Consider the following 13,058-nt stretch of genomic DNA (forward strand, 5'->3'; position numbering starts at 1 on the left):
AGCGAGCAGCTTCAGCGCCACCCGGCGGTCGAGCCCGGCGTCGTGGGCCAGGTAGACAACGCCGCTGCCGCCGCGCCCCAGCGTCTCGAGCACGCGGAAGCTGGCGATGCGCGCGGGAACGCCCTGCGGCTCGGCCGTTGCCATCTCCCCTCCCTGTGCGCCCGAGTCTAGACCAGGGCCGCCGGAAGCGCCAGGCGCCCAGGCCCCGGCGGCGGCCCTTTCTGTTGCCGGGCGGGCGGCGATCGGCTAGGCTCCGCGCCCACTCCGGCCCCGGCCGCGACCGCCGCGCGCCGCGATCGCCGCTCTCACGCTGCCCGGGGGGCCCCATGGACCTGCTGCTCTGGCTCAAGGCCGCCGTCCTCGGCATCGTCGAGGGGGCCACGGAGTTCATTCCCGTCTCCTCGACCGGACACCTCATCCTCACCCAGGCCCTGATCGGCTTCGAAGGTGCCAAGGCGAACGCCTTCGTCATCTTCATCCAACTGGGAGCGATCCTGGCCGTGGTCTGGCGCTACCGGGCCAAGCTCTTCGGCGCCCTCTTCGCCCTGCCCCGCGAGGCGGCGGCGCGGCGGCTCTTCGCGAACCTCGTGATCGGCACCCTGCCGGCCATCGCCGTCGGCCTGCCCACCGACGACTGGATCGAGGCGCACCTGTTCAAGCCCCTTCCGGTGGCCCTGGCGCTCATCGCCGGCGGCGTCGCCATCCTGATCATCGAAGGCCGGCAGCGAGCGCAGCGCGCGGCTACCATCGACGACATCACCTGGCGCCTCGCGCTCGGCGTCGGGCTGATCCAGGTGCTCTCGATCGTCTGGCCGGGCATCTCGCGCTCCGGGGCGACCATCCTCGGCGGCCTCGTGCTGGGGCTCTCGCGCGTGGCCGCCACCGAGTTCTCCTTCTTTCTGGCCATTCCGGCGATGCTGGGCGCCTCGATCGTCAAGCTCGCCGGCGTGCGCGGCGAGATGCACGCGTCCGACCTGCCGGTCTTCGCCATCGGCTTCGCCGTGTCCTTCGTCGTCGCCCTGCTCGTGATCAAGTGGCTGATCGGCTTCGTCTCGCGTCACTCCTTCGTGCCCTTCGCCTGGTACCGCCTCGCCACCGGTGCGGCGGTGCTGGCGGCGGTGGCCCTGGGCGTGGCCAGGGGCTAGCCCGAGCCCAGAGGAGGCGCCGTGCCCGACTCGTCCCGCTCGCCCTGGCGCTTCGTGCCGACGCTCTACTTCGCCGAGGGCGTGCCCTACATCCTCGTCAACTCGGTCTCGGTCGTGCTCTACAAGCGCCTGGGGATCGACAATGCGGCGATCGCCTTCTGGACCAGCCTGCTCTACCTGCCCTGGGTGGCGAAGATGCTCTGGAGCCCCGCCGTGGACACGCGCGGGACGAAGCGCAACTGGATCCTCGGCGCGCAGGCGGCCCTCGCGGCCTGCCTGGCCGCGCTTGCGGTGGGCGTCGGCCTGCCGGGCGCCTTCGCCGTCACGCTGGCCGTCTTCTGGCTGGCCGCCCTGGTCTCGGCCACGCACGACATCGCGGCCGACGGCTTCTACCTCTACGCCCTGGGCGAGCGCGAGCAGGCCCTCTTCGTCGGCGTGCGCACGCTCTTCTACCGGGCGGCGATGATCTTCGGCTCGGGCTTCCTCGTCTTCCTGGCCGGCCGCCTGGAGCTGCGCCTGGGAGCCGTGCCCCGCGCCTGGAGCCTGGCCTTCGCGATCGCTGCCGCGCTCTTCGGCGCGCTGGCGCTCTGGCACCGCTTCGCCCTGCCGCGTCCGGCCGGGGACATGCCGCGCGCGCGCCAGGCCGCCGCGCCCGGCGCCGGCTGGGGCCGCATCTTCGCCGCCTGGTTCCGCCAGCGGCGGGCGGCGGCCATCCTCGCCTTCATCCTGCTCTTCCGGCTGGGCGAGGCCCTGCTGCTCAAGCTGGCGGCGCCCTTCCTGCTCGACGAGCGCGCCCAGGGCGGCCTCGGCTTCACGACGGCCCAGGTGGGCCTCGCCTACGGCACGCTCGGCCTGGGCTCGCTGATCCTGGGCGGCGTCCTCGGCGGCTGGCTGATCGCGCGCTTCGGTTTGCGGCGGCTGCTCTGGCCGCTGGGGCTGGTGCTCAACGTGCCGCACGCAGCCTACCTCTACATGGCCATCGCGCAGCCCGGGCCGGCCCTCGCCTATCCGCTCGTGGCGATCGAGCAGCTCGGTTACGGGCTCGGCACCACGGCCTTCATGGTCGTTCTGATGCGCGCCTCGCGCGGGGAGCACCGCACCTCGCATTACGCGATCGCCACCGGCTTCATGGCCCTGGGGATGATGCTGCCGGGCATGCTGAGCGGGGCGATCCAGGGCGCACTCGGCTACCCCCGGTTCTTTCTCCTCGTCCTCCTGCTGGGCCTGCCCGGGCTCGCGACGTTGCCCTTCCTGCCCCGCTTCGCGGACGAGAGCCCGCCCGCCGCCTGAGCCGGGGCCCCCTTGACCGCGGGCCCCGGCCGTGGTCTTCTCGAATAGCGGCGCGCGGCCCCGGGTAAGGGAGCCCGTCCAACGCCGCCGCCCGCTCGCGGCCCATTGCCACCCGTCCGACAAGGAGTCCCCCGCCATGAGCACTCGCTTCCTGCGCGCCCCCGCCCTGCGCACCCTTGCCCTGGCCGCCCTCGGCCTGGCCCTGCTCGCTCTCGCCTTCGCGGCGCCGTCCGGCGCGCAGACGGCCGCCGGCGTCCCCCACATCAAGAACGGCGCCGCGCCCAAAGGCGGCGTCGAGACGCTCCAGCTCACCGAGCTCTGGCGCCGGGGCGGCGAGGACGACGAGGAGCTGCTCTTCGGGATCATCACCGACGCGGAGGTCGGCCCCGACGGCAACATCTACCTGCTCGACGCCCAGCTCAACGAGGTGAAGGTGCTCTCCCCCGAAGGCGAGCTGCTGCGCAGCATCGGCCGCGAGGGCGAGGGCCCGGGCGAGTTCCGCAACGCCCAGCAGTTCACCTTCCTGCCCGACGGCAACATCGGCGTCGCCCAGGTCTTTCCCGGCAAGCTGATCGGGCTCACGCCGAGCGGCGATCCGGCCCAGGACGTCGAGCCCGGCAAGGCCGATCCCACGGCCGGCGGATTCTTCGTCCTCGTCAACGCCGAGAGCGGCGGCGGCAATCTCGTCGTCACCGGCATCGACCTCAGTTTCGACCAGACGACGATGAGCCAGAAGCGCCACTACTTCGTGCGCAGCTATGGCCTCGACGGCAAGCAGAAGACCGAGTTCTACGGCGTGGACCGGACCTGGGTCTTCAACGACAACTTCAAGTTCCTCGAGTCGGACAACGACTTCGTCTGGCGCCGCTTCGGCGTGAGCGACACGGGCCAGGTCGTCGCCGCGCTGCAGCCCTACGAGTACGCGCTGAGCGTCTACGGCCCCGACGGCAAGCTCGAGCGGATCATCGAGCGCGAGTACGAGACCTGGCCGCGCAACGACCGGGTGCGCCAGCGCTACCAGAGCATCATGGAGGCCCAGTCGGCGCAGTTCCCGAACCGGCCGACGCCCGTGCTCGAGACCGACGAGCCCGACGTGCAACACCTGCGCTGCGCCGCCGACGGCACGATCTGGGTGCTGACGAGCCGCGCCATCTACGCGCCCGAGCCGGGCGTCCTGGCGCTCTGGGACGTCTTCTCCGCCCAGGGCGAGTTCCTCAAGCAGGTCAAGGCGATGGCCCCCGGCGACCCGGCCACGGACTGGCTCTTCCTCACGGACGAGGGGCTGGCCATCCAGGTGACCGGTTTCTGGGACGCCGCGCTGGCCGCCATGGGCGGCGGCGGCGCCGAGAGCGAAGAGGCGGCTCCAATGCAGATCATCTGCTACTCCACCAAGCCCTAGCCGGTGCGACAGGAGGCATCACGACCATGCACAGCGCCCTCTTGACCCTCTTCGCCCTCGGCCTCGCGGCGCCGGCCTTCGCGGCGCCCGCGCGGATCGACAACGGCGCCGCGCCCAGCGAGGGCCGCCGCGACGTCCAGCTCGAGGAGATCTGGCGGGCCGGCGGCGAGGACGACGAGATCTTCTTCGGCTCGATCGGCGCCGTCCAGCTCGGTGTCGACGGCCGCTTCCACATCCTCGACACGCAGCAGTCCTGCGTGCCGGTCTACTCGCCCGACGGCGAGCACCTGGCCACGCTCGGCCGCGAGGGAGACGGCCCCGGCGAGGTGCGCCGGCCCGGCGGCATGTTCCTGCTCGAGGACGGGCGCATCGCCCTCCTGCAGAGCTTCCCGGGCCGCATCGTCTTCCTCGACGCGGGCGGCAACCCCGCCGGCGAGGCCACCTACCAGGGCCCCGGTCAGGAGCAGGGCGCCTTCTGCGTCCTCAATGCCGGCCAGGGCCTGCCCGGCGGCGAGCTGCTGCTGCTGGGCATCCGCATGAGCTTCGGCGGCACGGTCAGCGACCAGACCTTCTTCCTCTCGCGCTGCGACGGCGCCGGCAAGGAGAAGGTCCAGTACCAGAGCAAGGGCTACCAGATCAACTACGCCGACTTCCGCCTCGACGAGGGGAAGATGGACTTCCTCTGGAACCGCTTCGCCGTCGGCCCCCAGGGGCGCGTCTACACGGCGCCGGAGCGCAACCAGTACCTCGTGCGCGTGCTGGCGCCCGACGGCAGCGTGGAGCGCGAGTTCACGCGGGCCTACACGGCGCCCGCCCGCGATGCCCAGGCCAAGCAGACGGCGACGCGGATCATGGAGGGCATCGGCAGCTACTACCCGACGCCCCTGCTCGGCACCACGGTCGAATCCACGGAGCCCGCCGTGGCGGCGCTCTTCGTCGACCCGCGGCGCAATGTCCTCGTCCAGACGGGCGACCCCGGCCAGCGCGATCCCGGCGTCTTCTGTCTGCTGGACGAGTTCGACGCCCAGGGCCGCTATGTCCGCCAGCTCGCCCTGCACTGCCCCGGCGATCCGCGCCAGGACGGCCTGGTCGTCCTCGGCGGCAATCGGGTCGTCGTCCTGCGCGGCGCGCTGGACGCCTGGCTCACGCAGCAGGCCGTGGCGGGCGAGGGCGAGAGCGCCGCGGAGGCGCCCGCGCTCGAGGTGATCTGTTACGCGATGCCCTGAGGAGCCGCCGGAAACCGGGTGGCCGGGCGCGCGTAGGCGCTCGGCCGCTCACCCCCCGCCCGCGCGAGGTTCATCGATGCGCCTTTCCGCCCCCCGCCACGGCCTCCCCCTCCTCATCGTCCTCCCGCTCAGCCTCCTCCTCGCCGCCTTCCTCGGGACGGCAGGCTGCGACAAGCGGAAGGGCGCGGGCGCCGCCGCCGACTCGACGGCCCTCGCCGACAGCGCGGCCGGCGACAGCGCCAAGGCCGCGGCGCCGGAGCCCGAGAAGGCGATCAAGGTCAACGTCGGCGAGGTGCAGCGCGGCAACCTGATCAGCTCGATCTACGCCGACGGCGAGGTGCGCACGCCCCGCTCCCTGGCCGTGCGCGCCAAGGTCTCCGGCGAGCTGATCGAGGTGGCGGTGAAGGACGGCGATCGCGTCAAGGAGGGCCAGCTCCTCGCCCGCATCGACCCGCGCAGCTACCGCCTCGACCTCGAGGCCGCGCGCTACGCCCATCTGCAGGCGCTCTCGCTGATGGCGGCCGAGGCCGACAGCTTCGCCGGCGACGGCAGCGCCGCCGAGGCCTACGCCGGCGCGCGGGCGCAGATCGACCAGGAGCACGCGAGCGGCAAGCTGAGCGATGTCGACTACCGCGCGCAGCTCCTCGACCTCGAGCTGACCGCCCTGGACGGCGGCGCCTTCCGTCAGGAGGTCTTCGAGCAGCGCACCGGTCTGGCCGGCGCCCGTGTCGCCCTGGAGCGCGCCCAGCTCGCGCTCGAGTACACCGAGATCCGCGCGCCCTTCGCGGGGGCCGTGCAGGGCCTGGCCGCCGTCGTCGGCGAGAACATCGGCGTCGGTCAGACGCTCTGCTCGCTCTACGACAACAGCAAGCTCGAAGCCGTGGTCAACGTGCTCGAGGCCGACCTCGCCAACCTGATCGAGGGCCGGCCGGCCCTGCTCGCGGTGCCGGCGGTGGCCGACACGATCACCGCCGAGGTGGACGTCATCTCGCCGAGCCTGGACGCCGCCAGCCGCACCTGCCAGTGCATCCTGCGCTTCGCCAACCGCGGCGGGCGTTTCCGCCCGGGCATGTTCGTGCGCGCCGAGGTCGCCGGCTTCGTCCACGAGGACCGCCTGCTCGTGCCCAAGGCGGCCGTGCTGATCCGCGACGAGCGGCCGCTCGTCTTCAAGGTCGCCGGCGAGACGGCCCAGTGGCTCTACATCACCGCGGGCCTGGAGAACGACACCTGGGTGGAGGTCAAGTCCGTCCACAGCGGCGGCAGCCTGGCGCCCGGCGACACGGTGGTCGTCAGCGACCACCTCACGCTCGCCCACGAGGCGAAGATCGACATCCGGCGCAAGGTGCCGCCCAAGGACCGCTGGGCCTTCGCGGGGCCCGTGGCCGCGCAGGCCGACGCGCCATGATCATCGCGCAGAGCGTGCGCCGCCCGGTGGCGGTGCTGATGGCCTTCGCCGGGCTGGTGCTGCTCGGCTGGCAGGGCCAGCGGCGGCTGGCCCTCGACCTGCTGCCGGCGATCAACTACCCCAACTTGACGGTCATCACCAACTACCCGGACACGCCGGCGGACGACCTCGTGCGGCTCGTCACCGAGCCGCTGGAGGAGCGGATGGCGGGGCTCGCGGGCGTGCGGCGCGTGGTGAGCAAGACGCGCGAGGGCACCTCCACGATCACGGCCCAGTACGACTGGGGCACGGACATGGACTTCGCCAACCTGCACATGCGCGAGGCCGTGGACCAGGTCGCCTACGGCGAGGATTTCCCCGCCGCCGCCGACCGCCCGCTCATCCTGCGCTGGGATCCCTCGGCGCGGCCGATCGCGATCCTCGTCATCGAGGGCGAGGCGCCCCTGCGCGAGATGACCGACTTCGCGCGCGAGGTGGTCAAGCCCGCGCTCGAGCAGATCGACGGCGTCAGCCAGGCCGAGGTGATCGGCGGCGCCGAGCGGGAGATCCTCGTCACGCCGGACCTGGCGAAGCTGCGCCTCTACGGACTCACCGTGAACGACCTCGCGACCGCGCTCAGCGTGGCGAACATCAGCTTCCCCGGTGGGCGCATCCGCAAGGGCCCGCTGCACCTGCCCCTGCGCATCCTCGGCGAGTTCGAGAACCTGGCGGAGATCCGCCTCACCGAAATCCCCGCCGCCGGCCCCGGGATCACGATCGGCGACGTCGCCACGGTCGCGGACGCGCTGAAGGAGCCCGAGGGCGCCACCTTCCTCGGCCGCGACGAGGTCGTGGCCCTCCACCTCTACAAGGAGGTGGGCAAGAACACGATCACGACGAGCGACACCGTCGACGAGGTGCTCGGCGTGCTGAAGGCCACCTACCCGGCCTTCGCGAGCAAGTACGTCTACCGCGAGGCGGACTTCGTGGCCGACTCGGTGAGCGGCCTCCAGCAGTCGCTGATCTTCGGCGCCCTGCTCGCCTTCCTCGTGCTGCTCATCGGCCTCGGCGACCTGCGCAGCCCGCTCGTCGTGAGCATCGCGATCCCGGTCTCGATCTACGCCACCTTCGCCGCCCTGGACATCGCGAAGGTCAACATGAACCTGATGTCCCTCGGCGGCCTCTCCCTCGCGGCGGGCATGCTGGTGGACAACTCGATCGTCGTGCTCGAGAACATCAGCCGCCGCCTGCCCAAGCGGCGGGCGGCCGTGAGCCAGGCGGAAGTGGACGCGCTGGCGATCAAGAGCACGCAGGAAGTGGCGATGCCCGGGGTCGCCTCGACGCTGACCACCGTGGCCGTCTTCTTCCCCGTCATCTACGTGCCCGGCATCGCCGGCGAGTTCTTCCGCGATCAGGCGCTCACGGTGACCTGCGCGCTGCTGGTGTCCATCCTCAGCTCCGTGATCCTGCAGCCGATGCTCGCCGCGCGGCTCCTGCGGCCGGTCGAGAAGCCCTCGCGCGCGGCCCGCCTCTCCAACGCTTGGCAGGAGCGCGTCTACCACTGGTACCACCGGCCGCTGCCCTGGGTGCTCGACCACAAGGTTCTCTTCCTCGGCGTCTCGCTGGCGGCGATCGTCCTCGCCGGCTGGGCCGTGAAGGACATCCGGCGCAGCTTCCTGCCCGAGCGCTCGCGCGGCGACTTCAGCCTGCAGCTCGAGCTGCCCGCGGGGACGCCGCTGGAGGCCACAGGCGAGACGGCGCGCCAGCTCGCCGCCTTCACGGCCAGGCTGCCCCGCGTGGCGACGGTCTACACGCAGGTCGGCGAGACGGAGACGACGCTCGCCAGCCTGAAGGAGTACACCGCGCCCAACGTGGCCCGCCTGCGCGTGCTGCTCACGCCCACGCGCCACGGCCGCGAGGACATGGCCCAGGTGAAGAGCGCGCTGGCCAATCGCCTCGCCCAGCTCGCCGGCGCGAGCTGGGTTTTCAAGGATGAGGGCGTCGGCCTGCGCGAGATCCTCGCCAGCGGCGAGGCCACCTTTGCGCTCGGCCTCGTCGCCGAGCACCCCGACGACGCCCTGCGCCTCGCCGACGCCCTGCTGCCCCAGCTCGCGCGCGTGCCCGGCCTCGTCGACCTCGAGCTGGACCGCGTGCTCGGCAATCCGACGCTCGAGGTGACGATCGACCGCGAGCTGGCCCTGCGCTACGGCCTCGAGCCCGAGGCGCTGGCGCGCGAGCTGCGCAACCGCATCCAGGGCACCGTGGCCACCACCTACAACGAGATCGACCAGCGCATCGACATCGGCGTGCGCCTGCCGGTCGAGCAGCGCCGCGACCTGGACACCGTGCTCGCCTCGGCGCTCGCCCTGCCCGGCGGCAAGACGGTCACCCTCGGCACCTTCGTCGAGACCGAGCTCAAGCGCCCCGTGCGCGAGATCGTCCGCCGCGACCAGCGCCGTCAGCTGACGATCTCCGGCAACGTCCAGGGCCGGGGGCTCGACCAGGTCTGGCGCGACGTGGACGCCCTCCTCGCGGCGACGCCCCTGCCCGCCGGGCTCGTCTACGTGCGCGGCGGCGAGCAGGAGGAGATCGGCCGTAGCTTCCGCGACCTCGGCTGGGCCCTGGTGCTCTCGGCGCTGCTCGTCTACATGATCCTCGCTGCGCAGTTCGAGAGCTTCCTCGACCCGCTGATCATCGCCGCGGTGCTGCCCGTTGGCATCGTCGCCGCCCTGCTCTCGCTGATGGCGACCGGCAACACGCTGAACATCATCTCCCTGATCGGTCTCGCCGCCCTGCTCGGCATCGGCGTCAACGACGCCATCGTCAAGGTGGCGACGGCGCGCCAGTTGCGCGAGGAGGAGGGCCTCTCCGTGCGCGAGGCCCTGCTCGAGGCCGGGCGCCTGCGCTTCCGGCCGATCATGATGAACACCTGGACGGCCGTGCTCGCCCTGATTCCGATGGCGATCGGCATCGGCACCGGCGACCAGATGCAGCGCCCCCTCGCCGTGGCGATCATCGGCGGCCTCACGCTCACCACCCTGCTCACGCTCTACCTGACGCCCGCGATCTACGAGCTGCTGCACCGGGGAGGCCGGCGGTGATCCGCTGGTGGGTCGAGCATCCGGTCGCGACCTGGATGCTCTTCGCCGCCCTGATCGTGTGTGGCGCCTATGCCGTGCCCCGCCTCGATCTCGAGGCGATGCCCGAGACCGATCTGCCCAAGCTGACGATCGTCACGAGCTGGCCGGGCGCATCGCCGAGCGCGGTGCAACGCTCGCTGACCCTGCCGATCGAGGAAGCCGCCGCGAAGTGCCACGGCGTCGAGGACATCGAGTCCACCTCGCGCCACGGGCGCTCGACGGTGGAGGTCAGCTTTCGCCGCGAGCAGAACCTCGACTTCGCGCGCCTGGAGCTGAGCGAGCACTTGGGCGCCGTGCGGCGCAGCCTGCCGCCGCGGGCGAGTCAACCGGTCATCGTACCGGAGATGCCCGAGGAGGTGCAGGTCGAGGAGTTCTTCTCGGTCAGCCTGATCTCACCGCTCGCCCCCAACAAGCTGCGTGAGGAAGCCGAGGACTGGGCGGTGCCGCGCTTCCTCGCCGTGCCCGGCGTGGCGGACGCGGAGCTGCGCGGCGGCGCGCTGCCGCTCCTGCGCGTGCTCCTCGACCTGGAAGCGATGGAGCGCTACGGGCTGACGGCGGATGGGATCGCCGGCCGCCTCAGCGCCCTCGATGCCGTTCTCCCGGTCGGCACGGTCCGCCGCTCGAGCCAAGAGCTGACGCTCACCGTGCACGACTCGGTGACCGTCGCCGGTCTCGCCCGGGCAGTCATCGCCAATCGCGGCGGGCAGACGATCACCCTCGATCGTGTGGCGCGCGTCGAGCGCAGCTTCGAAGACGTCGTCTACTTCCGGCGCATCAACGGCGACAACGTGATCTCGCTGCGCATCACCGAGCGCAGCGGCGAGAACGCCGTCGCCCTCAGCCGCCGCCTGCGCGAGGCGCTGCCCGCGATCGCGGCCGCCATGCCCTTCCCGGTGCAGTTCGACGTCGAGTCCGACAAGGGCGCCGATCTCGAGAAGAAGCTGAAGGAGCTGGTCGTCCGCTCGCTCGTGATCATGGGTCTGCTCTTCGCGCTGCTCGCGATCGTCCTCAAGCGGCCGGACGTGGTGGCCATCGTCATCGGCTCGATCCTCTTCGCGATCGTGATCTGCCTGAGCCTCTTCTACTTCTTCGGGCTGTCGGTGAACTTCATCACGATCAGCGGGTTGACGATCTGCTTCGGCATGCTGCTGGACAACAGCATCCTCGTGCTCGATTCCGTGCACCGGCGCCTGTCCGAACGCTCGCGGGGATCGGCCAAGGACATGCTCATCCTCGGCACGCGCGAAGTGAGCTTCCCCATCCTGGCGACGACCCTGACGAACATCGTCGCCTTCCTCTCCTTCATCTACCTGACCGGCCGCCTGGCGCTCTTCTACGTGCCGCTCGGGATCAGCGTCAGCCTCGCCATGAGCGCCTCGATGTTCACGGCCTTCTGCTGGCTGCCCGTCGCGCTGCGCGGCACCGCCGAGCGCATGCAGCGCCGGCAGGCCTTGCACCCCGCCGGTCCCCCGCGCCAAGGCTGGCCCCTGCTCTGGCGCTGGAGCCTGATCACGCTCGTCGCCGGCGGCCTGAGCGCCCTCGGCATCGCCTTCGCCCCCGGCGCGGTGAGCCTGCGCGAGCTGGCGCCCTGGCTCGGCGGCGCCGCCGGGCTCCTGCTCTTGATCGGCCTCTTCGTCGCCTACGTCGAGCGCATCACCCGGCTCAACCTGCGGCTCTGGTTCGTCAACCTGATCGTCTTCGCCGGGCTCTGCTATGGCGCCGTCTGGGCCTACCAGGAGAAGATCAGCAAGGGCGGCTTCTGGCGGCCGGCCGGGGAGGAGACCTTGCGCCTCTACCTCGAGCGGCCGGTGGGAACCGACGTCCTCCTCACCAGCGAGACGATGCGCCTCTTCGAGCAGGAGCTGCTGCCCCTGCCCGCGGACGTGCGCATGCGCGTCGACTGCTTCGAGAACTGGGCCTACATGCAGATGGAGTTCGAGACGGACGCTACGCGGATCTCCGCCCTGCCCGAGCTCTACCGCAACAAGCTGATCGTCCTCGCCGAGGAGCTGGGCGGGATGTTCATCTTCGTCGGCGGCTTCGGCGACCCCTACCTGAAGGGCGGCCGCGGCGGCGCGATGAGCAACTCGACGATCCTGCTCACGGGCTACAACAGCAAGGACCTCAAGGAACTGAGCGACGGCATCAGCGCCCGCCTGTCCCGCAACCGGCGCGTGCGCAACGTGATGCTCTCCAGCGGCAGCCAGTTCGAGCGGGCGGGCACGGAGGAGACCCTGGTCGTCATCCGGCGGGAAGCGCTGGCGCGTTATCGGCTTTCGGTGGCCGAGGTCACCGCCCACTTGCGCCGGCTGATCGGCGTCGACATCCCCTGGCACATGGTGATCGAGGGCGAGGACGAGCAGATCCAGCTCAGCTTCGCCGACGCCGAGAACATCCAGTATGACGCCGTGCTCGGCAAGACGATGACGACGAGCCGCGGCGAGAAGGTTCGCCTGAGCGAGCTCCTGCGCCTGGAGACACGCCCCGAGCTGAGCGCGATCACGCGCAAGGACCAGCGCTACAGCCAGCGCGTGAACTGGGAGTTCGTCGGCACGGACCGCATGCGGCAGAGCTTCCTCAAGGACATCCTCGCCGGGCTCGAGCTGCCCTACGGCTTCACGGCCGAGGACGTCTCCGGCCAGCAGATCAGCGAAGAGGAGAAGGAGCAGCTCACGCTCACCTTGCTCCTCACGCTGCTGTTCATCTTCATGACCCTCGCCGCGATGATGGAGAACCTGCTGCTGCCCCTGCTCGTCATGGTGTCCGTGCCGATGGGCCTGATCGGCGTCGTCGCCATCTTCTGGGCCAGCGACGCCACCTTCGACAGCTCCGCGCAGATCGGGCTGATTCTCCTGTTCGGAGTCGTGGTCAACAATGCCATCCTGCTCGTGAACCGCTTCCGGCTCAGCCTGCGCGAGCTGGTCGAGGCGCAGGGGCTGACGGCGGGGCCGGCCGCGCGCGTCCCGGACAAGCCGCGGCTGGGTGGCTGGGACCTCTGGCGCCTGCCGGGCGCCGAGGCGCGTCCCCTGCTGCATCGAGCGATCGTGGACGGTACGCGCATCCAGATGCGCTCGATCCTGCTCGCGACCGGCACCACGGTCTTCGGCATGCTGCCGCTGCTCTACCAGATCGAACAGGCGACCGGCGACACCAAGGACATCTGGGAGAACCTCGCGCTCGCCTCGATCGGCGGGCTGACCAGCAGCGCCGTGCTCATCCTCAGCGCCATCCCGGCGATGTACTGGATCTTCACGCGCTGGGGCTGGGGTCTGGCCCGCCTCGGGCGTCGCCTGGGCGCCCGGCGCCGCGGGAGCGCGGTGGCGCCGCAGTTCTCGCCGCAGCAGACCACGAACCCGTAGGGCGCCTCCTCTTGTACACGCGTACACTCCGCCGCGGCCGGCGCTGCAGAGGCGGCCCGCGGGGCTCCTCCCTGCTCAGAAGCGCCCGCGCTTGACGGCGGGCGCCAGGCAAGTC

The 13,058-nt window shown here is 71.3% G+C and carries 7 protein-coding genes; all 7 read left to right on the forward strand.

Annotated features, from left to right (window positions below; genetic code table 11):
• The first annotated feature begins 326 nt into the window (after positions 1 to 326).
• Complete coding sequence (locus FJ251_02505) at positions 327 to 1,145, forward strand: undecaprenyl-diphosphate phosphatase (protein MBM4116598.1); 819 nt, start codon at positions 327 to 329, stop codon at positions 1,143 to 1,145.
• A gap of 21 nt (positions 1,146 to 1,166) precedes the next feature.
• Positions 1,167 to 2,435, forward strand: a complete 1,269-nt coding sequence (locus FJ251_02510) for an AmpG family muropeptide MFS transporter (GenBank protein ID MBM4116599.1) — start codon at positions 1,167 to 1,169, stop codon at positions 2,433 to 2,435.
• Positions 2,436 to 2,571: 136 nt separating this feature from the next.
• Positions 2,572 to 3,834 carry a hypothetical protein gene (locus FJ251_02515; GenBank protein MBM4116600.1) on the forward strand — a complete coding sequence of 421 codons (1,263 nt, stop codon included), beginning with the start codon at positions 2,572 to 2,574 and terminating at the stop codon, positions 3,832 to 3,834.
• A 26-nt stretch (positions 3,835 to 3,860) separates the two neighbouring features.
• Entirely contained in the window at positions 3,861 to 5,060 is a 1,200-nt protein-coding gene (locus FJ251_02520) for a hypothetical protein (protein ID MBM4116601.1), read from the forward strand.
• Between the two features lie 76 nt (positions 5,061 to 5,136).
• A complete protein-coding gene (locus FJ251_02525) occupies positions 5,137 to 6,465 on the forward strand; it encodes an efflux RND transporter periplasmic adaptor subunit (GenBank protein MBM4116602.1) in 1,329 nt (442 codons plus the stop codon).
• On the forward strand, positions 6,462 to 9,545 hold the full coding sequence (locus tag FJ251_02530; protein MBM4116603.1) for an efflux RND transporter permease subunit: 3,084 nt from the start codon (positions 6,462 to 6,464) through the stop codon (positions 9,543 to 9,545). Before FJ251_02525 ends, FJ251_02530 begins: the two co-directional genes overlap by 4 nt.
• Complete coding sequence (locus FJ251_02535; protein ID MBM4116604.1) at positions 9,542 to 12,943, forward strand: efflux RND transporter permease subunit; 3,402 nt, start codon at positions 9,542 to 9,544, stop codon at positions 12,941 to 12,943. Before FJ251_02530 ends, FJ251_02535 begins: the two co-directional genes overlap by 4 nt.
• Positions 12,944 to 13,058 lie beyond the last annotated feature (115 nt).

Source organism: bacterium (assembly GCA_016873475.1).
Classification (GTDB): Bacteria; Krumholzibacteriota; Krumholzibacteriia; order JACNKJ01; family JACNKJ01; genus VGXI01.